Source organism: Amycolatopsis sp. CA-161197 (assembly GCF_050942255.1).
Lineage (GTDB): Bacteria > Actinomycetota > Actinomycetes > Mycobacteriales > Pseudonocardiaceae > Amycolatopsis.
This window is the reverse complement of sequence record NZ_CP192059.1, coordinates 8,028,343-8,048,607: the sequence shown is the minus strand read 5'-3', so window position 1 is coordinate 8,048,607 and position 20,265 is coordinate 8,028,343. Positions and strand designations below refer to the sequence as shown.

The 20,265-nt window shown below is 71.1% G+C and carries 18 protein-coding genes; 9 read left to right on the top strand and 9 right to left on the bottom strand.

Annotated elements, in window-relative coordinates; genetic code table 11:
* The first annotated feature begins 7 nt into the window (after window positions 1-7).
* On the top strand, window positions 8-1,777 hold the full coding sequence (gene gcl, locus ACQPXB_RS38015) for a glyoxylate carboligase (protein ID WP_432846452.1): 1,770 nt from the start codon (window positions 8-10) through the stop codon (window positions 1,775-1,777).
* 104 nt (window positions 1,778-1,881) lie between these two features.
* Window positions 1,882-3,003 (top strand): lactonase family protein, encoded by a 1,122-nt coding sequence (locus ACQPXB_RS38010; RefSeq protein ID WP_432846450.1) that lies wholly within the window; start codon window positions 1,882-1,884, stop codon window positions 3,001-3,003.
* 88 nt (window positions 3,004-3,091) lie between these two features.
* Here ACQPXB_RS38010 and ACQPXB_RS38005 read toward each other — a convergent pair whose 3' ends face one another.
* Window positions 3,092-3,388, bottom strand: a complete 297-nt coding sequence (locus tag ACQPXB_RS38005; protein ID WP_366587393.1) for a hypothetical protein — start codon at window positions 3,386-3,388, stop codon at window positions 3,092-3,094.
* 272 nt (window positions 3,389-3,660) lie between these two features.
* Here ACQPXB_RS38005 and ACQPXB_RS38000 point away from each other — a divergent pair, with 272 nt between their 5' ends.
* Window positions 3,661-4,746 (top strand): PQQ-binding-like beta-propeller repeat protein, encoded by a 1,086-nt coding sequence (locus ACQPXB_RS38000; protein WP_432846448.1) that lies wholly within the window; start codon window positions 3,661-3,663, stop codon window positions 4,744-4,746.
* A gap of 7 nt (window positions 4,747-4,753) precedes the next feature.
* On the opposite strand, the gene ACQPXB_RS37995 is transcribed toward ACQPXB_RS38000, so the two are convergent.
* The 5 genes from ACQPXB_RS37995 to ACQPXB_RS37975 all read right to left on the bottom strand — a co-directional run bounded on the left by ACQPXB_RS37995 (window position 4,754) and on the right by ACQPXB_RS37975 (window position 9,519).
* Window positions 4,754-5,926 (bottom strand): Glu/Leu/Phe/Val dehydrogenase dimerization domain-containing protein, encoded by a 1,173-nt coding sequence (locus tag ACQPXB_RS37995; RefSeq protein WP_432846446.1) that lies wholly within the window; start codon window positions 5,924-5,926, stop codon window positions 4,754-4,756.
* A 55-nt stretch (window positions 5,927-5,981) separates the two neighbouring features.
* Window positions 5,982-6,578 (bottom strand): TetR/AcrR family transcriptional regulator, encoded by a 597-nt coding sequence (locus ACQPXB_RS37990; RefSeq protein ID WP_386947426.1) that lies wholly within the window; start codon window positions 6,576-6,578, stop codon window positions 5,982-5,984.
* Window positions 6,579-6,615: 37 nt separating this feature from the next.
* Complete coding sequence (locus ACQPXB_RS37985; RefSeq protein WP_386947428.1) at window positions 6,616-7,269, bottom strand: LuxR C-terminal-related transcriptional regulator; 654 nt, start codon at window positions 7,267-7,269, stop codon at window positions 6,616-6,618.
* A 129-nt stretch (window positions 7,270-7,398) separates the two neighbouring features.
* Window positions 7,399-8,811 (bottom strand): M20/M25/M40 family metallo-hydrolase, encoded by a 1,413-nt coding sequence (locus tag ACQPXB_RS37980; RefSeq protein WP_432846444.1) that lies wholly within the window; start codon window positions 8,809-8,811, stop codon window positions 7,399-7,401.
* A gap of 39 nt (window positions 8,812-8,850) precedes the next feature.
* Entirely contained in the window at window positions 8,851-9,519 is a 669-nt protein-coding gene (locus ACQPXB_RS37975; RefSeq protein ID WP_432846442.1) for a response regulator transcription factor, read from the bottom strand.
* Between the two features lie 285 nt (window positions 9,520-9,804).
* On the opposite strand from ACQPXB_RS37975, the gene gcvH reads away from it, so the two are divergent.
* Window positions 9,805-10,185, top strand: a complete 381-nt coding sequence (gcvH, locus tag ACQPXB_RS37970) for a glycine cleavage system protein GcvH (RefSeq protein ID WP_432846440.1) — start codon at window positions 9,805-9,807, stop codon at window positions 10,183-10,185.
* On the opposite strand, the gene ACQPXB_RS37965 is transcribed toward gcvH, so the two are convergent.
* Together ACQPXB_RS37965 and ACQPXB_RS37960 are read right to left on the bottom strand one after the other, a co-directional pair.
* On the bottom strand, window positions 10,161-11,330 hold the full coding sequence (locus tag ACQPXB_RS37965) for a serine hydrolase domain-containing protein (protein WP_432846438.1): 1,170 nt from the start codon (window positions 11,328-11,330) through the stop codon (window positions 10,161-10,163). The genes gcvH and ACQPXB_RS37965 overlap by 25 nt on opposite strands.
* Window positions 11,331-11,458: 128 nt before the next feature.
* Window positions 11,459-14,227, bottom strand: coding sequence for a BTAD domain-containing putative transcriptional regulator (locus ACQPXB_RS37960; protein WP_432846436.1), 2,769 nt, complete (start codon window positions 14,225-14,227; stop codon window positions 11,459-11,461).
* A gap of 224 nt (window positions 14,228-14,451) precedes the next feature.
* Between ACQPXB_RS37960 and ACQPXB_RS37955 the strand changes: the two genes are divergently transcribed.
* Together ACQPXB_RS37955 and ACQPXB_RS37950 are read left to right on the top strand one after the other, a co-directional pair.
* Window positions 14,452-15,798 (top strand): MFS transporter, encoded by a 1,347-nt coding sequence (locus ACQPXB_RS37955; RefSeq protein ID WP_432846434.1) that lies wholly within the window; start codon window positions 14,452-14,454, stop codon window positions 15,796-15,798.
* Between the two features lie 116 nt (window positions 15,799-15,914).
* On the top strand, window positions 15,915-16,133 hold the full coding sequence (locus ACQPXB_RS37950; RefSeq protein WP_432846432.1) for a hypothetical protein: 219 nt from the start codon (window positions 15,915-15,917) through the stop codon (window positions 16,131-16,133).
* A gap of 1 nt (window position 16,134) precedes the next feature.
* Here the strand turns inward: ACQPXB_RS37950 and ACQPXB_RS37945 are convergent, their stop codons facing one another.
* Window positions 16,135-17,808: an MOSC domain-containing protein gene (locus ACQPXB_RS37945; RefSeq protein ID WP_432846430.1), complete on the bottom strand. Its 1,674-nt coding sequence runs from the start codon at window positions 17,806-17,808 to the stop codon at window positions 16,135-16,137.
* A 109-nt stretch (window positions 17,809-17,917) separates the two neighbouring features.
* On the opposite strand from ACQPXB_RS37945, the gene ACQPXB_RS37940 reads away from it, so the two are divergent.
* The 3 genes from ACQPXB_RS37940 to ACQPXB_RS37930 all read left to right on the top strand — a co-directional run bounded on the left by ACQPXB_RS37940 (window position 17,918) and on the right by ACQPXB_RS37930 (window position 20,227).
* Entirely contained in the window at window positions 17,918-18,814 is an 897-nt protein-coding gene (locus ACQPXB_RS37940; protein WP_432846428.1) for a LysR family transcriptional regulator, read from the top strand.
* Window positions 18,815-18,991: 177 nt separating this feature from the next.
* On the top strand, window positions 18,992-19,348 hold the full coding sequence (locus tag ACQPXB_RS37935; protein WP_432846427.1) for a hypothetical protein: 357 nt from the start codon (window positions 18,992-18,994) through the stop codon (window positions 19,346-19,348).
* Complete coding sequence (locus ACQPXB_RS37930) at window positions 19,349-20,227, top strand: cytochrome P450 (RefSeq protein WP_432846425.1); 879 nt, start codon at window positions 19,349-19,351, stop codon at window positions 20,225-20,227. It abuts the gene before it with no gap.
* The last annotated feature ends 38 nt before the right edge of the window (window positions 20,228-20,265 follow it).

The following is a 20,265-nucleotide window of genomic DNA, read 5'->3' as shown; positions in this document are numbered from 1 at the left end:
TGGACTCATGCCCAGAATGACCGCAGCCGACGCCGCCGTCGCAGTGCTGCGCCGCGAAGGCATCACGAATGCCTTCGGGTTGCCTGGCGCCGCCATCAACCCGTTCTACGCCGCGTTGCGCCGGGACGGGAACGTCGCGCACACGCTGGCGCGCCACGTCGAAGGCGCCTCGCACATGGCCGAGGGTTACACGCGGACGCGGCCGGGGAACATCGGCGTGTGCATCGGCACGTCGGGCCCGGCGGGCACCGACATGATCACCGGCCTGTACTCGGCCAGCGCGGACTCGATCCCGATCCTGTGCATCACCGGCCAGGCGCCGGTGGCCAAGCTGCACAAGGAAGACTTCCAAGCCGTCGACATCGCGGCGATCGCGGCGCCGGTCACCAAGTGGGCCGTGACCGTGATGGAGCCCGCGCAGGTGCCCGGCACGTTCCAGAAGGCGTTCTGGCTCATGCGCACCGGCCGGCCCGGCCCGGTGCTGATCGACCTGCCGATCGACGTGCAGCTGGCCGAGATCGACTTCGACATCGACTCCTACGAACCCCTGCCCGTCGCGAAACCGGCGGCGACGCGCGCCCAGGTCGATCGCGCGTTGGACCTGCTGGGCGCGGCGCAGCGGCCGGTGATCGTGGCCGGCGGCGGGATCATCAACGCCGACGCGGCCGACCTGCTGGTCGAGTTCGCCGAGCTGACCGGCATCCCCGTGATCCCCACGCTCATGGGCTGGGGCACCATCCCCGATGACCACCCGCTGATGGCCGGCATGGCGGGGATCCAGACGAGCCACCGCGGCGCCAACGCCACCATGCTCGAAGCCGACTGCGTGCTGGGCATCGGCAACCGCTGGGCCAACCGGCACACCGGTGACCTCGACGTCTACCGCGGCGAGCGGACGTTCATCCACGTCGACATCGAGCCGACGCAGATCGGCCGCGTGTTCGCGCCGCACTACGGGATCGTGTCCGACGCGAAGGCCGCGTTGGAGCAGTTCGTCGCGGCGGCCCGGAAGCGAAGCGAAGCCGGGACTCTGCCGGATCGTGCGGCCTGGGCGGCGGATTGCGCGCGCCGCAAGTCCACGATGGAACGCAAGACGCACTTCGACGAGGTGCCGATCAAACCGCAGCGCGTCTACGAAGAGATGAACCAGGTGTTCGGAAAGGACACCCGGTACGTCTCGGCGATCGGGCTTTCGCAGATCGCCGCGGCGCAGTTCCTGCACGTGTACCGGCCGCGGCACTGGATCAACTGTGGACAGGCCGGGCCGCTCGGGTGGACGGTCCCGGCGGCGCTCGGCGTGGCCACCGCGGACCCGGACGCCGAGGTCGTGGCGATCAGCGGGGACTACGACTTCCAGTTCATGATCGAGGAGCTGGCGGCCGGTGCGCAGTTCAAGCGCCCGTACGTCCACGTGCTGGTCAACAACTCCTACCTCGGCCTGATCCGGCAGGCGCAGCGCGCGTTCGACATGGACTACTGCGTGCAGCTGGGGTTCGAGAACGTCAATTCGCCCGAGACAGCCGGCTACGGCGTCGACCACGTGAAGGTGGCCGAGGGACTGGGCTGCAAGGCCATCCGCGTGCGCCGGCCCGAGGATCTGCGGGCGGGGCTCGAGAAGGGGCGGCAGCTGGCGGCCGAGTACCGCGTGCCGGTGATCGTCGAGGTGATCCTGGAGCGCGTCACGAACATCTCGATGGGCGCGGACCTCGCGGGTGTCAACGAGTTCGAGCCGCTGGCCGAAAGTCCGGAGGACGCGCCGACCGCGCTCACGCACTGACGCGTCCGAAGTGGAGGTTCCGTAAGGAATCGGAAACTACTGTCCGGCCTTCGTCGACGATTAGCCTGGGTTCGACCAGCCCGGCCAAGACGAAGGAAACATCCATGGTGAAACGCGTGGTGGCCGGCGCTCTGGCGGCCGTGGTCGCGGTCGGGCTCGCAGCTTGTTCGTCGGACGAGCCCGCCGCGCCCGCGGCCCCGGGTCCCCGCGCGGTGTACGTCACCAACTGGGCCTCCGACACCATCGCCGAGTTCGGGCTCAACGAGGACGGTTCCCTGAAGTCGCCGGCGATTTCGCTGCCGGTGGGGAAACGGGACACGCACCCGCAGGCATCGATCCGTTCGCACGACGGAAAATGGCTCTACGTCGGCAACTGGGGCACGCGGGACGTCACTCCATTCCGGATCGAAGCCGACGGGCGCCTGACCGCCTTCCCCGCCGCGCACGGTCCGGCGCCCGAACCCGTGACCCCGTCGGGAATCGCGCTGAGCCCGGACGGCAAGAATCTCTACACCGCCAACTTCAGCAACGGCGGAGACGGAACCGTTTCGCACTACCGAATTTCGGCTGACGGCCTGCCTCAGGGCGTGGCAACGATCCCCGCCCACGGCCGCGGCACGACGGCACTGGCGGTCGCACCCGACGGCCGCACCCTCGTCACCGCCAACAGCGCTTCGGGTGACATTTCGACGTTCACCGTCGCCACTGACGGCAGCCTCGCCTGGGTGACGACCGTCGCCACGGGAAAGGGCGCCTTCTTCGCCGCCATCACTCCGGACAGCGCGCACGTCCTCGTCACGAACTCGCTGGCCGACAGCATCAGCTACCTCACCCTGGGCGCGGGTGCCCGGCCTGCGCTGGTCAGCACCGTACCCAACCCCGCCGACGAGCCCCGCGGCATCGTCCTGACCGCCAAGGGTGACCGCGCATACGTCGCCAACTTCGCCAACGGCACCGGCCCTGGCCACATCACGACGTTCACGGTGACGGCCGCCGGTCTCCGACAGGCCGGCCCGGCAGTGGCGACGGGCGGGAACGGCGCCGAGGGCATCGCGCTGTCCCACAACGGCCGCAGCCTGTACAACGCGAACTTCAACACCAACGGCGACGGCAGCGTCACGACCTACCCGCTGGCCGCCGACGGTTCGGTGGGCACCCCGCGCCCGCCGGTGCTCACGGGCGGCCGTCAGCCCGATCTGACGAGCATCACCCTGCCGGCGAGCTGACCGAGATACTGCGGAGAAACCGATGCCGCTGCGGAAGGCTGTCCACAGTGGTCTGCGGGGCGGGGTCGTCCTCACGGCGGTGAAGATCTCAGGTGAGCATGTGCATCCCGCCGAAGAACGCGACGGCGAGGACCCCCACAGCGAACCCGACGAACAGCGCCGCCCCGAGCCCGGGGCGCAGCCGCGTACCCGCGTAGGCCAGGCCCAGCGCGAGGATCAGCCACGAGCCGATGAGGGCGACACCGCTCATCATGGACTCGGCGAAGACGGCGGCGACCCGCGCGCCGGCCGCGACGAACAGGGCGAACCCCGCCGCCGCGGCCGGGATGACCCACGCTTTACGGCCCAGGTGCGGTGTGTGGGCGGATTCCGGTGACCTCTGCATGGCAACGCTCCTCGGCTGGATGACCACTGTTCGTAGTGTGCCTCGCGTCACGGCGAAGATCCCTTACCGTCGGCTAACGCCCGGTCTGCCCAGTGGCGGCGAAGGACGAGGACGGCGCCGGTCAGGGTTTCGTAATGGCCGAGGTGCCCTGGGGTGGTCTCGGCGCTTGTAGCTTCGGGGACGTGATGTTCCGACGTGGTGCCCTTGCTGCCGGTGCGTTCCTGCTCGCTGCCTGCGGGGCTGCACCGGCCGCTCCGGCTGCGCCTCCCCTCGTGTTTCCGCAGGCGTCGGCCGGCGTCGCGACGTGGACGCCGTGGCCTTCCGCGTTGCACGACGCGCGGCACTCGGGCGCCTCGGCTGTGTCGGGACCGACGCGCGGCACCATCCGCTGGCAACGTCGCCTCGAAGGCGCCACGACCCCCGGCCCGGTGGTCGGTGCGGACGGCACCGTGTTCATCGCTTCGAACGGCGGCGTACTCCACGCCCTCGACCCGGCCGACGGCCACGACAAATGGACCTACGACACGAAGACCCCCGTGGGCGGCGACCTGTCGATCTCACCCCTGGTGCTGCGCGACGGCACGATCCTCCTGCCCAGCGGCGAAGATCTGATCGCGTTGTCCCCGACCGGCCGGCTACTGTGGACGCGAGCGTTCTCGTCCCGGGTGACCTCTCCGGCTTCCTTCGACGGCACCCGGGTCTACGTCGGAACCGGCGACGGCACGGTGTCCGCAGTGGACACCGTGGCCGGTCACGTCGTCTGGACCGTCGACACCGGAACGACCTCCTACGGTTCGGTGGTCACCGACGGCCGCGGCCGCGTCTACACCACCGCCGACTCGTCGCTGATCGCCCTCGACGACCAGGGCACCTCTGCCCGCATCGCCTGGCGCGCCGACCCGCACGACGACATGACCGAGGTCTCCGCAGGCCTCGGTCCGGACGGCACCGTGCTGCTGGGCACCAACGGCCGCGCCGAATGGGCCTATCACCCGGACGGGAAACCGGCCTGGCAGGCACCGCGCGTGATCACGTACTCCTCACCCGTGGTCACCGCGTCCGGTCTGGCCTACGTGGCCGACCACAGTGGACAGGTCCACGTCTTCGACGTCCACACCGGACACGAGGCCGCCCGCTACGGCCCCATCGGCGCCCAGATCTGGAGTTCCACCGTCGTCGACCGCTCCTACCACCTCTACTTCGGCGGCGAAAACGGCCACGCCTACGGCTTCAACCCCGACGGCACCCGCCTCTTCGACGTCGACCTCGGCGGCAAGGTGGACAGCTACCCGGCCCTCACCGGCGACGGCGCGCTCGTGATCGGCAGCCGCAACGGACTGGTCACCGCCGTCGGCTGACCGTGGCTCAGGCCGGGTACCGCCGCTCGATCTCGGCCAGCTTGCGGTCCACGACCTGTTGCGCGCCCGCCCGGGGGGAGACCGCGTGGGCCTGGGCGAGCAGGTCGGTGACGATGCGGTCCATCGACTCGCGGACCTTGGTCTCGGCCTCCTGCGCGTCGGCGTCGAGGTCGCCGAACAGGGTCCACCACCACCAGGCGTTGGTGGCCGAGTTGGCCACGAAGTCGGGGATCACGGTGACGCCGCGGGCGGCGAGCGCGGCCTCGGCCTCGGCGGTGGTCGGCATGTTGGCGGCTTCGACGACGACCCGCGCGGTGACGCGGTGCTGGTTCGTCTCGTCGAGGCAGTAGGACACCGCGGCCGGGACGAGGACGTCACATGCGACGTCGAGCCAGGCGTCCCGCGGGAGCTCGCGGTCGGCCGGGCGAAGCTGCGTGCGGTCGAGGCCGCCCCACGGATCGCGCGTGAGCAGGAGACGTTCGACGTCGAGACCGGCGGGATTCGCCACGACGCCGTCGGCGTCGGCGATCCCCACGACGAGGACGCCGGCCCGGGCCAGGTAACGCGCGGTCGCGCCGCCCATCGAACCGAAGCCCTGCACGACGGCCCGGCGCGGCGCGGTCGGCGGATCGAGGTGGTCCATCGCGGTCAGCGCGGCCTGCGCGACGCCGAGCCCGCCGACGAGCTCAGGCAGCGCGACGCCGTCGACGTCGATCGAAAACGCCTTGGCCAACCGGGCGCGCGCCTCGTCGGCGTTGTCCAGCAAGGGGTAGACGGCCTGCACGGAACTGTCCATCCCGAGCTCAGCCACGACTTCGTCGATCGTCTCCTGCCGGACGCCCAGGTCCTCCCCGGTGGTCCAGTGCCGTTCGACGATCGCGCGCACCGCGGCCAGGAACCGCGTGAGGACGCCGCGGGCCTCGGGATCGTGCGGGCTGCAGTCGATGCCGCCCTTGGCGCCGCCGAGGGGGATGTAGCGGGCGCCGGGTTCGTAGTGCAACGCTTCCTTGCGGGTCATGCCCGCCGCCAGGCCGCGGACTTCGTCGAGCGTGCAGCCTTCGCGCATGCGCAGCCCGCCGCTCGCGACGCCACGCACCAGTCGGTCGATGACCACGAACCCGCGGCGGCCCGTCTCGGTGTCGGTCCAGGTGATCGAGAGGTGCGGCTCCCGCGCTGTCATGTGTGCCCCGTTCGTTTCACTACTGAATCACCATGCAGTAGTGAGTGAATGGTTGTCAACGGCCGAGGCCCAGCTCGTGCGCGACGTGTCGGCGCGCCCACTCCTGCATCCGCTCGCGGTTCTGCACCCCGCCGTGCACCAGGGTCTGCACGGCGAGCCCGTCGAGGAACGCGGTGATCCGCCAGGCCGCGCCGCGCGGGTCGGGCGCGGTGAACTCGCCGGCGTGGACGCCGTCCTGGATGATCGTGACCAGCGCTTCCTTCCAGCGCAGGTCCAGCTCGCGGCCGACCTGCCGGAGCTCGGGTTCGCGCAGCGCCGCCGACCACCCTTCGATCCACAGGCGCCAGCCCTTCGCCCGCCCGGTCGGCGCGTACCAGTCGAGTGCGGTGCGCAGCCGTTCGGACGCCGTCGTCACGCCCGCGGTGAGCTGTTCGAGCTTCTCGAGATCGCGTTGCGCGGCCCAGGTGAACGCATCCGCAATCAGCGCTTCCTTGTTCTTGAAGTGGTAGAGCACCAGCGACGTGCTCACCGACAGGTCGGCCGCGACGTCGGCCATCCGCACGGCGTGGATCCCGGCCTGCTCGAGGCGGCGGACGGTGGCGCGCAGGATCTCGTCCCGGCGCACGGTGGTGTCTTTCCGGCTGCGGCTCACGAGGCGAGCTTATCCTGAACCAGCGATCAGTAGTGGCTCACAGGACGCCCGCGCGGAGAGCGAAGGCCACCGCCTGCGTGCGGTTGCGGAGGTTGAAGCGGCCGATGATCGAGGCCAGGTCCTTCTTCACCGTGCTCTCGGAGTACACGAGGGTTTTGGCGATCTCCCGGGTTTCGACCCCCTCGGCGAGCATGCGGAGGATCTCGACCTCGCGGGCGGACAGTCCGGGGCCGGTGTAGCCCAGGGGCTCCAGGACGTTGCGTTGCAGGCCGCGGATCTGGGCGACGAGGGTGCCGAGCAGGCGGGGCGACATCACGGCGGACCCGTTGGCGCTCGACAGCACCGCCTCGGCGAGGTCGGCGCCCGTGGCGGTGGTGCGGTCGAGCACGGCGACGACGCCGTGGCTGACGAGGGACAGCAGCGAGTGCTCGCGCACGTCGGCGGTGAGCAGGACGATGGGGGCGGCGAGCACGGCCGCGGCTTGGACGCGGCGCATCGTCGCCGTGGAGAAGCGGTCGTCGACGACGACGGTGACGTCGGGCGGCGGCTCGTCTCCCGCCGTGCGCGGGGTTTCGACGCCCAGGAGCTTGCGGATGCTTTCCGTCGTCAGCGGGTCGGGGCCGAAGACCGTGATCGCGACCTCGGTGAGCGACCGGCGCGGCTTGGCCGCGACGGGTGAGCAGGACGTCACGACGAATCCTTCCTCCGGTGCCGTTGTCCCACCGAAGATACTGAGCGAGTTCGCCGGGAACCGGTTCCGCAAGAGTTCGGTCACATGAGAAATCCGGTGGCCGGACCACGAAACGGCGAATGGGTCTGCTCAGCGCTGGAGCGCGTGGGCGGCCAGCACGTGGGCGACGGTTTCGGTGATCTGGCGGGCGAACGGGATGTTGAGCCATTCGTCGGGCACGTGCATGTTCGACTCGGCGCCGACCGCGCCCGTGACGAGAAAGGCCGCGTCCGGGTAGGCCCGGCCGAGCATCTGCATGAACGGGATCCCGCCGCCCAGGCCCAGGAACTGGTGCGGGGCCTCGAAAACGCCGGATTCGAGCGCGGCGGACAACCAAGCCGGCGGCTCGGGTGCGCACCAGCCGTCCTGGGCCATCACATCGGTGATCGTCGCCGAAGCGCCGTAGGGGACGTCGGTCGTGGTCGCCCGCTCCAGCGCGGCCGCCGCGTCGGCCGCGCTGACGGTGGGCGGCAGGCGGAAGCTGAGCCGCAGCGACGTCGAGGCCCGCAGGACCGCACCGGCTTCGGCGACATCCGGGAGGCCCGCCGCGCCGGTGACCGACAGGGTCGGGCGCCAGGTGTTGTTGAGGATGCGTTCGGCCTCGTCGTCGGCGGCCGGTCGCCCGCCGGGGACCAGGGAAAGCGGGTGCAGCGTCGACAGTGGACGCAGTTCGGCCAGCCGCTGCGCGTCCGCCACGCGTTCGGGCGGGATCGGCGCGTTCAGCTCCGGCAGCAGGATCCGGCCGGTGGCGGGATCTTCGAGCCGGTCGAGCAGCAGCCGCAGAATGCGGAACGAGCTGGGCACGACGCCGCTGGCGATCCCCGAGTGCACGGCTTCTTCGAGCACGGCGACGGTGAGCGTCGCCTGGAGGATCCCGCGCAGGCTCCGCGTGACCCACAGCCGTTCGAAGTCACCGCCGCCGGAGTCCAAACAGGTCACGAGGCTCACCCGGCCGAGCCGCTCCGCCAGGTGGCCGAGGTAGTCCGGCAGGCCGGGGCTGCCGGACTCTTCGCCGGCCTCCAGCACGAGAACCACGCGGCAGTGCTCGCCGCCGGCGGCCCGGACCGCGGTGACGGCGGTGAGAGCCGCGTACGCGGCGTAGCCGTCATCGACGGCGCCACGGCCGTAGAGCCGGTCGCCCCGCAGCACTGGCTGCCACGGGCCGAGTCCTTCGGACCAGCCGTCGAACGGCGGTTGCTTGTCGAGGTGCCCGTAGAGCAGGGTCGTGCCTTCGCCGGACGCTCCCGGCGTGGCGGGTATTTCCGCGAACAGCAAGGGCGGCACGTCGTCGAGCTCCACGACCTCGAAGGTGCTGCCCGCCGGCGCGTTCGCCTCGAGCCAGCCGCGGACGTGCTCGACCGCGCGGCGCAGGTGCCCACGTTCGCGCCACTGCGCGTCGTACGCGGGGGACACGGCCGGGATCGCCACGAACTCCGCGAGGCTCGGCAGGACCCGCTCCGCCCACGCGGTCTCGACGTGGTGTCGCACCTGTTCGATTTCCACCAGCCCACCCCGCTCCTTCGTGACTACTCGATCATCGAATCACAACACGCCCGCGCGCAGGGCGAACGCGACCGCCTGGACCCGATTGCGGAGCTTGTAGCGCGTGGTGAGGCTGTGGAGGACGTGCTTGATCGTGCTCTCCGAGTACGTCAGCTTCCGGGCGATTTCGGCGGTTTCCGCACCGTCGGCCAGGAGCCGCAGCACCTCGACCTCGCGCTCGGTGAGGCCGGCGCTGTTCACACCGAGAGGCCCGAGCGTTTCGCGCTGCATCCGCCGCACGAGGCCGATGAGCGTGCCGAGCAGGTCCTGCGGCATCACGCTGTGCTGGTGCGCGGCGGCCGACACCGCGGCGGCGAGCTCGGCGCCGTCGGCCGACTTGCTGTCCACGATGGCCACCACCCCGTGCTCGATGAGCGTGAGCAGCGCGGCTTCCTCGACGCCGGCGGTGAGCAGGACGACCGGGACACCCGACGACTGCAGGGGCCGCAGCTGCGCCACGGCGGCGGTGTTCACGTGCGGCGTCGAGAAGACGAGCACGTCGGGCCGCGAGCCCGGGCGCGCCCGCACGAGGCCGGCGTGGCTTTCGAGGACCAGCCGCAGGCCGGTGGCGCTGAGGGTGTCCGTGGCTTCCACCCGGACCGAAACCTGCTGGGCGACCCGGGGCCGGAGCGCGACGGGGTGCCGGGGTCGGACCGCAACGTGTTCCATGGTGCTCTTTCCTTGCCTGTTTTCGTCATCCGGAGCCGGTGCGGGGACTCGGGCGTGCTCCTGGTGCTCCTTCAGCATGCCCCGGGCGCGTTGGCCCGGCATTGACGAAAGCTTTATCGCGCGCGGCGATCACCCGCGCACGGTCGGTGTCATTCGTCTTTCGGCGGCCGAGCCTCGGAAAGACTCATGCGACGACCCCGCCGCGACGGCCGGGGACGATCTACGCTCATCCGGCGCACAGCAGTGAACCGCAACTCGTCCGCCGGCGAAAGGTGTGGCACCGAAATGGCCGAAGTGGACCCCGAGGTCGAGTACACCGCAACGCACCAGTGGGTGCGGCGGCTGCCGGGCAACTCGGCGCGCATCGGCGTCAGCGATTTCGCGCAGGAGGAGCTGGGCGACATCATCTCCTTGTCCCTGCCGGCGGTCGGTGCCGAGATCGTGGCGGGCGAGCCGTTCGGCGAGGTCGAGTCGACGAAGAGCGTGGCCGAGGTCTACGCGCCGGTTTCCGGAGTGGTCGCCGCGGTCAACGGCCTGCTCGCCGACAGCCCGGAGGTCGTCAACGACGACCCGTACGGCGACGGCTGGCTCATCACCGTCGACGTGCGGCCCGGGGAGACGAAACTGTTGGGCGCGCAGGACTACCGGACCTCCACCGAGGGCTGAGCCACGTGGGCGAGGCAGGCGTAGGTCGCCTCGACCAGCGCCATCTTGCGCGGATCGTCGCGTGGGTGGGAGCCCATCCGGTTCATCACGTACCCGAAGCCGACGCCGTTCTCCGGGTCGGCGAACCCGGTCGAGCCGCCGAACCCGTCGTGCCCGAAGCTACGGGGGTTGGGGCCGAAGCTGAGCTGGCCGCTGCCGAGGGTGAACCCGAGGCCGAACTCGTTGTCCAGCCCCATGACCAGGTCGCGGCAGCGGCCCTGGCCGGTGCGGGCGAGCTCGATCGTTTCCTGGCGCAGCAGCCGTTCCGACCCGTCGGCGAGGGCGCCGTAGATCGTGGCGAGGCCGTGGGCGGTGCCGTGCCCGTTGGCCGCAGGCACCTCCGCGACGCGCCAGCGGGTGAGGTTCGCCGTGCGGCCCAGGGGAAGCGGGTTGGCGAGCGCGGCCAGCGTCGCACGGTCCGGCACGACTGTCGTTTCCGGACCGGCGGACGGCTCGACCATCGTGGAGCAGCGGGTGAGGTCGTCGCGGCTCACTCCGATGTGGACGTCCACGTTGAGCGGTTGCGCGACGTTGGCGCGGAAGAACTCGCCGACGGTCTGCCCGGTGATCCGGCGGATCACCTCGCCGACGAGGAAACCGTAGGACAGCGCGTGGTACCCACTGATCGAACCGGGCTCGAACAACGGCTCCTGTGTGGACAGGAGCAGGGTCATCTTCGTCCAGTCGAGCAGGTCGTCGATCTGCAGCGGGTGCTCGGGCGCGACCCCGGTGACACCGGAGCGATGCGAAAGCAGCCACCGGACGGGGATGCCGGCCTTGCCCGCGGCGGCGAATTCGGGCCAGTAGCGGGCGACCGGCGCGTCGAGGTCGAGATCGCCGCTTTCCACGAGCTGCACCGCGCACAACGCGACGAGGCCCTTGGTGGAAGACCACAGGTTGGTCAGTGTCGGGCGCCGCCACGGAACCCGGCGCTCCTCGTCCGCCCAGCCGCCCCACAGGTCGACCACGGTCCGGCCGCGCACCACGACGGTGACGGCCGCGCCCAGCTCGTCGCGCTCACCGAAGTTCTCGCGGAAAGCCTGGGCCACCGGCTCGAAACCTTCGGCGGTCTCACCGTGCACGGGTGCGGGGGACGAGAGTGGCATCGGCTTTCCTTAGGTCGAGGCGAGATCGCCGGACGCGCTGGTGGCGGCCCGGCGAGGTCGATTCTCCCCGGCCCTGCGGCGGGAAAAGGCCGCGTTGGCCGGAAAGGCGGGAAACGTCGCCCGCGCGATCACGGGGTCGCCCGCAGGAGGTCGTCGAGTGCACGCCGGGCTTGCCGTCCGTCGTGCTCGCGATGTTGCTGGTGGTAGAGATCCACCGCCTGGCGCAGGCTCTTCAAGGCGAGGTCGTGGCGGCCCAGCTTCTCGTAGGCGGCGCCGAGCGTGAGCAGGGTGTCCGGGATGGAGAACATCTCGTCCCCGAACAGCGCCAGCGCCTCTTCGAGGTAGGCGATGGCCCGGTCGAGGTTCCCGAGGCCGAGGTGGATGGTGCCGAGAGTGTCCAAAAGGGCCGGACGGATGTTGTTCATGCGGGCCTCGTCGGCCAGCGCGAGAGCCTGTTCCGAGATCTCCAGCGCCCTCTCGTACTGGCGCTCCAGCTGCAACGCCCACGCCAGGTGGTTGCCGACCCACGCCCGGATCGCCGGGGGCAGCCCGGCGGCCAGCTGCCACGCGTCGGTGCTCAGCTCGACGGCTTCGGCGATCCGCTGCGCCCGTACGGAGATCTCGGACCACGCGTTGAGGCTGAGCACCCGCTGCGACACGTCGCCGAGCTCCTCGGCGATGGTCAGCGCCACCTCCACGTGCTGGACGGCTTCCTCGTGGCGGCCGGTGCGGGTGAGGGCTTGGGCGATCACTCGGCGGGCCAGACATTCGGAGCTGCGTTCCCCGAGGATCTGCGCGGCGGCCAGCCCGTCGCGCCAGACCCCGATGGCGTGGTGCGCGTCGCCCTGGGTGGCGTAGAGCGAGCTGCTGCCCCACGCCAGCTGCCACACGATCTTGTGCCACTCGCGCTCTTTCGCCACCGACCGGACGGCGCCGATGTTCTCGGCCTCCGTGTTCACCCACCGCTTGGCTTCGGTGCTGTCGCGCAGCGGCACGGGCGTGCACCCCGCGGGGAGCGGCACGGGGGTGATGGGCGGACGCCCGGCGTCGGCGAGGGTGACCGCGTGAACCAGGGTGTGGAGGTAAAAGCACGTCAAACGGTGGAGTGCGGACGTGATTTGTTCGTTGTCGCGCGAAAGTCGTGCGAGTTCTCGCGCGTACGCACGCACCAGGTCGTGGAGGCGGAAGCGGCCCGGCTCGTGTTGCTGGACCAACGAAGCGCGTTCGAGAACTCGCAACGCGGTCCGCGTCGCCGCGTAGGTCTTGCCCGCGAGTGACGCCGCGGCGTCGAGCGAGATGTCCGGGCCGGGCACGAGACCGAGCAGCGTGAACAGCTCCGCGGGCTCGCCCGCCAACGCCGCCAGTGACGTCCGCAGCACGGCCCGGATGCTGAGGTCGGTGCCGATCTCCAGCGCGTTGAGGGTGGAGCCGGAGTCGGCGAGCTCGTCGGCCAGCGCGGTGAGCGCGAACTCGGGGTGCTCCTGCGCCCGGCCGACGACGATGCTCAGGGCCAGCGGCAGGCCCCCACACGCGTCGGCAAGCCGGGTGACGGCCGCGGGCTCCGCTGCCGTGCGCGAAGGGCCCAGCCGCGAGACGAGCAGCTGCCGGGCGGCGGCGCCGTCGAGGACGTCGAGGGAGATGAGGTCGGCGTGGTGGCTCGAGACCAAAGTGGTCAGCCGGTTGCGGCTCGTGACCACCACCGGGCACTGCGAGGTGCCCGGCAACAGCGGGGTGACCTGGTCGGCGTCGAGCGCGTTGTCGATGACCACCAGCAGGCGTTTGTCCGCCACCAGGCTGCGGTAGAGACCGCTCATCGCGGCGAGGTCCTGCGGCACGGCAGCCGGCTTCACGCCGAGCGCGGAGAGGAACGCGCGCACGGCGGTCTCCGGCGGCAGCCGGTCCCCGGACGGCGCGAACCCCCGCAGATCGACGAACAGCTGCCCGTCGGGGTAACGGCCGGCGTGGTCGTGCGCCCAGCGCAGCGCGAGACAGGTCTTGCCGACCCCGCCGGGGCCGACGATCACCGACACCGGAGCGTCCGCCAGCGCCGAGAGCTCCCGGTCGCGCCCGGTGAACGCGCGCGGCGGCGCCGGCAGCTGCCGCGGAACCGGCGGTGGCAGGCCGGGATCGTCGTCGGCCGGGCCGGACCGCGCGGATTGATCGTCCACAGTGGTCTCGTCCCGCAGGATCGCCTGGTACACGGCCCTCAGCGCGGGGCCGGGATCCACCCCGAGCTCCTCGGCCAGCAGCGTCTTCACCTTCTGGAAGTGCCGCAACGCGTCGGCCTGGCGGCCGGTTCGGTGCAGCGCGGCCATCAGCTGCCCGGCGAGACGTTCGTCGTACGGGTGGTGCTCGGCCCGGCTGGTGAGCGTCGGCAGCACCTGCGCGTGGCGACCGAGCTCGAGCTGCAGGTCCGTTCTGGCCAGGAGCACTTCGTCGCGCTCGGCCAGCAGCGCGGTGCGGAACTCCCGCAGCCACGGGCTGTCCAGCCCCGCGAACGGTTCGCCCCGCCACAGTTCCAGCGCTTCGTCGTAGAACCCGACCTGCTCCTCGGCGTCCTCCGAACGCCGGGCGAGACCGCTCAGCCGCCGGAAGCGATGTACGTCGACCTGGCCGGGCTCGACGTCGAGCACGTACCCGTGGCCCCGGCGCACGATCCGGTGCTCACCCGCCAGCGCCGTGCGCAGCCGGGTGAAGTAGCTGTGCACCATGCTCCGCGCGCTGCCGGGTGCTTCGTCGCCCCACACACGGACCACGAGGTCGTCGAGCGAGACCGGCTGCCCGGCTTCGAGCAGCAGCGACACCAGGATGGCGCGTGGCCCGGCCGGGCCGATCGGCTGGGGCTCCTCGCCCCGGACCACCTCGACGTTGCCCAGGAGCCGGAAGCCGAGAGACATCTGAGACCACCTCTGACCCGCTCCGCGCGAACATTCGCCACATCTTAAGCACGGTCGTCGAATGTCTCACCCGACAGGTAACCGCGTCCCGCATTCTAGTTCCGCGCCGTCGACGAATTCGGATCCGGAATCCTTATCATTCGATTAAGGAATGCGCCGCGTCGTGCCGCCCGGATTCGGTCGCGGCGGCTACATTCGCGGGAAGCCTCGCGAAAGGAGCCCCCATGGCCGCAAGAGCCCGGACCGTGGGCTTCACCGGGATCTGCCTGGGGTACTTCGCGATCATCCTCGACGGCAGCGTGCTCAACATCGCCGTGCCCGCGCTGCGCGACGACCTGAAGACGTCCCTGGCCTCGGTCCAGTGGGTGATCAACGCGTACACGCTGTGCCTCGCCGCGCTGCTGCTCACAGCGGGTGCGCTGGGCGACCGCTGGGGCCTGCGCCGGTGTTTCCTCTGGGGCACCGCGATCTTCACCGCCGCCTCGCTGGCCTGCTCGCTCGCGCCGTCGGTGCACGTGCTCATCGCGGCCCGCGTCGTGCAGGGCGTGGGCGCGGCGGCGCTGCTGCCCGCGACGCTCGCGCTGATCCGCACGCTGTTCTCCGACGACGGCGAACGCGCCCGCGCCACGGCGATCTGGGTGTCCACCGGCGCGATCTCCACCGCGGTCGGGCCCATGGTGGGCGGGCTGCTGATCGACGCGTTCGGCTGGCGCAGCATCTTCCTGATCAACCTGCCCATCGGTGTCGCCGCGATCCTGCTGGCCCGGGCCGGGATCACGGAGGCGCCGCGCCACAAGCGCAAGGTCGACCACGCCGGGCAGGTCACGGCCGTGGCCGCGCTCGGGCTGATCACCGCCGGCGTGATCGTGAGCGGCAGCGCGGGCTGGAGCTCCCCGCTCAGCCTCGGCCTGCTGGCCGGCGGCCTCCTGTCCGCCGCCGCGTTCTGGCTGGTCGAACGCCGCGTCGCGCAGCCCATGCTGCCGCGGGGGTTCTTCTCGGTCCGCGTGCGCACGGTCGCGGTGGCGAGCGCCGCGTTCATGGGGTTCCTCTTCTACGGCACGCTTTTCGTGATGTCGCTGTACTTCCAGCAGGTGCGCGGCTGGTCGGCGGGCGAGGCCGGGATCGCGCTCCTGCCGCTCACGGTCGGGTCGACGATCGGCTCGCTCGTCCTCTACCGGCCGCTGTCGCGCAGGTTCGGCAACCCCGTGGCGCTGCTGACCGGGTTCGCCTGCTGCGCGTCGGGCGTCGCGGTGCTGCTGGTCTTCACCGGGGCCCCGGCGTATGTGCCGGTCGCAGCCGGCCTGCTGCTGGTCGGGGTGTCGAGCACGATCGCGTTCTCCGCGCTCACGTCGCTGCTGGTCCCGAGCGTGCCGGTGCACCAGTCGGGTGTCGCGTCCGGCGTGCAGAACACGAGCCGGCAGTCGGGCGCGCTGATGTCGGTGTCGGTGCTCGGCGCGATCCTGAACACGGCGGCGTTCACGACGCGGCTGCCGATCGCGTTGGGCGTACTCGCCGCGGTGGTCGTGCTCGCCCTCGTCTCGGCCGGGTTCGCGATGCGGCCCGCCCGCTGAACCGTTGTCCGTTCGAGCACCGAAATAGGTCCGTGCGACCAAGATCGGCGTGGGACCGGTTCGGCCGATGGGGCCGCCGGGTAGCCAGGTGCCGACCCGGACGAAGGGAAGTTCTCATGTCGGCTGGCACTCGGTGGCACGTGATCCCGCGAACCGCGGGGCTGTGCGTGCTCTGGCTTCTCATCGGTCTCGCGCTGGCCGTTCAAGCCGTGCTGGTGCTCAGCACCTCCAGCGTGAACCAGCCCGCGCTGGAGGTGGTCGTGGCGGTGCTGGGCGTGATCCTGGCGGGGTGCTCGATCGCCGGGCTGGTGTCCCCGCGCCGGCGCGGTCGGTGACCTACTGGTCGAGCACGACGTCGGTCTCCGGCCGGGCGCAGCACACGAGGATCCGCCCGGCCGGGGGCAGTTCGAGCGGCGCCGGGTCGTACGTCGTCGCGCCGGCGAGCAGCGGGGTGTCGCAGGTGTGGCAGACGCCGCTGCGACAGGCCCAACGAGTGGGCACGGCACACGCTTCGGCCAGCTCCAGCAGGGTTTCCCCGTCGTCGCGCCAGCGGACCGTGAGGCCGCTGCGGGCGAAGGTGACGGCGGGGCCGGTCCCGGGCGGGCCTTCCGGCGGGTGGGGCGCGACGGTGCCGGCCTCGCGCACGCCGGGGTTGATCGCGGCGAGGGCGCCGAAGAGTTCCGTGCGCACGTCGGTGCAGCCCAGCGCGACGAGAGCTTCGCGGACGTCGTCCATGAAGGACGGCGGGCCGCAGACGTACGCGGTGGCGCCGGCCGGCAGGGCGAGCTCCTTCAGCGTCCGGCCGGTGACGCGACGGCTGTCCGCGCCGGATTCCGGCCGGGTGTGGAAAAAGTGCGCGTGACTGTTCGGCAGCCTCGCGAGCAGACCCCGGACTTCGAGCTCGAACGCTTGGTCCGCAGCGTTGCGGGCCGTCTGGATCCACCAGATCGCACGCTCGGGCTCCTCCGCGGCGAGCTGGTGCAGCATCGCCAGGACGGGGGTGACACCGACGCCGGCGGACAGCAGAACGACCGGGCCGGAACCCGGCTCCAGCACGAAGTCGCCGCGGGGCGCGGCCGCGTCGAGGGTGTCGCCGGCCTTCAGCACGTCGTGCACGTAGGTGCTGGCGGCGCCGTCGCGCTTCACGCTGATGCGGTAGCCCTCGGTCGTCGAGAGCGAGTAGCTGCGGATCAGCGGCGGTTCGCCGGCACCCGGCAGCCGCACGGTGAGGTACTGGCCGGGCCGCGCGGCCGGGAGGGCTTCGCCGGGCGCGTCGAGGTGGACGGACGTGATGGTCGCGCTCTCGCGCACGACCTTCGTCACGGTCAGCGGCCGGAACCCGGTCCAGCCCGGGTCAGCGGGCTTCTCGGCCGGGCTGAGCAGCTCGCGGAACGACTGGCGCCAGCCGGGGCTCAGCGCGGGGATGTCGACGGCGGACTCGAGCGCTTCGGTGGTGCGGTTCGGGGTGTAGAGCAGGGCGTCGACGTCGGCGACGGTCATCTCGTGCGGGCCGCGCCGGGTGCGCACGATCTCGTCGCCGGCCGCGACGTGGCCCTCGCGCAGGACGCGGAAGTAGAACCCCGGCCGCCCGTGGGACACCAGCAGCGACGGCAGCTCCGGCTCGTTCAGGCGCATGCCGACGCGGAAACACGTGACGCGCGGCTGCGTCACCTCGAACTCCGCCTCGCCGATGCGGTAGCGGTCGCCGACGCACACTTCGTCGTCGGGCATCCCGGTGACGGTGAAGTTCTCGCCAAACTGCCCGAACTCGTAGCTGTCGTGCCCGAAGTACGCCTGCCAGTACTCGATCGACTCCAGCTGGTAGACGAACACCGCGCGCTGCTCGCCGCCGTGCCCGGCCGGGTCGCCCTGCCCGTCGCCGTCGACGTTGAGCCGCCGCACCATCCGGGGGCCGCTGACCGCGCCCTTCCAGATGCCGGTGTGGACGATCCTGCCGTTCCACTCGACGTCCTTGGGCATTCCCACGTTGACCGACACCAGCGTTGGCACGCCTGCTCCTTCCGCGATGGCGCCAAACTACTGTGGGCGCGTTTTCCGCGGTGTGCGGGAAATGGTCACGTCACATGAAATTTCCGGAGGATCTTGTTAGATTTTCCGAATGACAACGCTGCGCGCCCTGGAATGTCTGGTCGCCCTCGTGGAGGAGGGCTCGGTGACGCGTGCCGCGGCCTCGTTGCAGATGTCGCAGCCCGCGCTGTCGCACCAGCTCGCCGCGCTCGAACGCGAGATCGGCACCCCGATGGTGCAGAAGATGGGCCGCGGCGTGCGCGTGACCGCCGCGGGTCACGCGGTCGCGGAAGAGGCGCGGGTGGCGTTGAAGGCGTCCGAACGCGCGGTGCGCGTGGGCCGGCAGATCGGGTCCGGCGGCGCGGGGCGGCTGCGGATCGCCTGCGCCGAGACCATGACGGCGTGGCTGCTCGTCCCGGTGCTGCGGCACTGGCGGGCGCGCCGGGCCGAGGTGCTGATCGAGCTCAGTGAGCACACCAGCTCCGACCGGATGGTGGAACTCGTGGCGTCGGGCGAGGTCGACGTCGCCGTGGGACCGCGGCCGTCGGAGACGGGTGAGCACCTCGAAGTGCTCGGCGAGGAGGAGGTGGTGGTCGTCGCGCCGGCGGGCCACCCGTTCGGCGAACGCCTGTCGGTGCCGTTCGCGGATCTCGCGGCGGAGCCGTTCGTCCATTTCGTGAGTGACAACGGGTTGTCGGTGTGGCTCGACCAGCTGGCCGCGGACCACGGTGTGGTGCTGGATCCCGTGCTGCGCACCAGGAGCCCGCGCACGGCCGCGCAGCTCGCGGCCGCGGGGATGGGCGTGACGATCGTTCCCGTCTCGGCGCTGCCTCCTCGCCCGCCGGGGGTGGTGCGGCGGCTGGATCCTCTGGTGGAGCGGGAGATCGTCGTGGTGGTCGCGGCGCCGTCGGACTCGCTGGTCGACCTGTTCGTGGGCGATCTTCGACGGCGTGGGTTGCCCGGAGGCCGTCCGGCGCGCGCGAACTGAGAGTGTGACGGAATTCTTTCGGCCTCGGCGCCGCGGGTTCCGCGTCGCCTGACGCGGCTACCGTGACGCTCGACCTGGTTGTCGACCGGGAACGCGAAATGGGTTCGCACTCTCTTCTCCCGCAATGATTCTCGCGGCTCTGGCGCGCGTTCCCCCGATCACGGAAGAAGCGCGTACGTGGATCAGCTGCAGGCTTTTGTACTCGACGTCGACGGGACCGACATCCAAGCGGAGGGCGCGCGGTTGCGCGCCGGCGGCTCGGCGGTGGTGGTGGAGCTGCCGGGCGGGGTCCGTGCCTGGGCGGTCGGCCACGCCGGCACGCTCAAGTCCCTGCTGACCGACAGCAGAGTGTCCAAGGATCCGCGGCAGCACTGGGCCGCGTGGAAGGAAGACCGCATCGCCGCGGACTGGCCGTTGCGGCTCTGGGTTTCGGTGCAGAACATGTTCACCGCCTACGGAAGCGACCACCGGCGGTTGCGCTCGCTGGTCGCGTCGGGCTTCACCGCGAAGCGGACGATGGAGCTCAAGCCGTAGGTGGAACGCATCACGGCGACGCTGCTCGACGAGGTGGCCGCGCTGGGCCGGGCCGACGTCGTCGACCTGCGCGCGGCTTTCGCGTATCAGCTGCCGGTGGAGGTCATCTGCCGGTTGTTCGGTGTGGACGACTCACAGCGCGCCGGCCTGCGCAAGGTGGTGGACACCGTCTTCGACACGACGACCACCCCCGAAGCCGCGCAGGCCAACGCCGAGGACATGTACCGGATCCTCACGGGCCTGGCCGAGCAGAAGCGCGCACGGCCAGGCGACGACGTGACGAGCGCGATCATCCAGGCCGACTCCGACCGCTTCGGCCGGCTCACCGACGCCGAGGTCGTCGACACCCTCATCCTCATGCTGACCGCCGGGCACGAGACGACCGTGAACCTGCTGGACCAGGCCGTGACGGCGATGCTCACGCACCCGGAGCAGCTCGCGCTCGTGCGGTCCGGCAAGCGCACGTGGAGCGACGTCGTCGAGGAAACCCTGCGGTGGCAAGCACCCGTGGCGTACCTGCCGCTGCGGTACGCGGTGACCGACATCGACCTGGGTGACGTCGTCATCCCCGAGGGCGACGCGATCCTCGCCGCCTACGCCGCGGCCGGCCGGGACGAGGCGGAGTACGGCGAGACCGCGGGCGAGTTCGACATCACGCGCGGGGTGAAGCAGCACCTGGCGTTCGGGCACGGGATCCACCACTGCCTCGGTGCCCCGCTGGCGCGGCTGGAGGCGACGACGGCGTTGCGGATGTTGTTCGAGCGGTTCCCGGACCTCGCTTTCGCGGAACCGTCGGCACGGCTGGTGCCGATGAGCTCGTTCCTGTCCAACGGTCACGCGGAGCTGCCGGTGCGCCTGGGGCGTGACGCAGCTGTGTGACGGGCGGGTTGGTGGCCTCGATGCCTCGGGGCCACCGG

Bases quoted from the DNA above. Each gene is read 5' to 3' on its own strand.
- gcl (WP_432846452.1), top strand. From the start codon at position 8: ATGCCCAGAATGACCGCAGCCGACGCCGCCGTCGCAGTGCTGCGCCGC.
- ACQPXB_RS38010 (WP_432846450.1), top strand. From the start codon at position 1,882: ATGGTGAAACGCGTGGTGGCCGGCGCTCTGGCGGCCGTGGTCGCGGTC.
- ACQPXB_RS38005 (WP_366587393.1), bottom strand. From the start codon at position 3,388: ATGCAGAGGTCACCGGAATCCGCCCACACACCGCACCTGGGCCGTAAA.
- ACQPXB_RS37995 (WP_432846446.1), bottom strand. From the start codon at position 5,926: ATGACAGCGCGGGAGCCGCACCTCTCGATCACCTGGACCGACACCGAG.
- ACQPXB_RS37975 (WP_432846442.1), bottom strand. From the start codon at position 9,519: ATGGAACACGTTGCGGTCCGACCCCGGCACCCCGTCGCGCTCCGGCCC.
- gcvH (WP_432846440.1), top strand. From the start codon at position 9,805: ATGGCCGAAGTGGACCCCGAGGTCGAGTACACCGCAACGCACCAGTGG.
- ACQPXB_RS37965 (WP_432846438.1), bottom strand. From the start codon at position 11,330: ATGCCACTCTCGTCCCCCGCACCCGTGCACGGTGAGACCGCCGAAGGT.
- ACQPXB_RS37960 (WP_432846436.1), bottom strand. From the start codon at position 14,227: ATGTCTCTCGGCTTCCGGCTCCTGGGCAACGTCGAGGTGGTCCGGGGC.
- ACQPXB_RS37955 (WP_432846434.1), top strand. From the start codon at position 14,452: ATGGCCGCAAGAGCCCGGACCGTGGGCTTCACCGGGATCTGCCTGGGG.
- ACQPXB_RS37950 (WP_432846432.1), top strand. From the start codon at position 15,915: ATGTCGGCTGGCACTCGGTGGCACGTGATCCCGCGAACCGCGGGGCTG.
- ACQPXB_RS37940 (WP_432846428.1), top strand. From the start codon at position 17,918: ATGACAACGCTGCGCGCCCTGGAATGTCTGGTCGCCCTCGTGGAGGAG.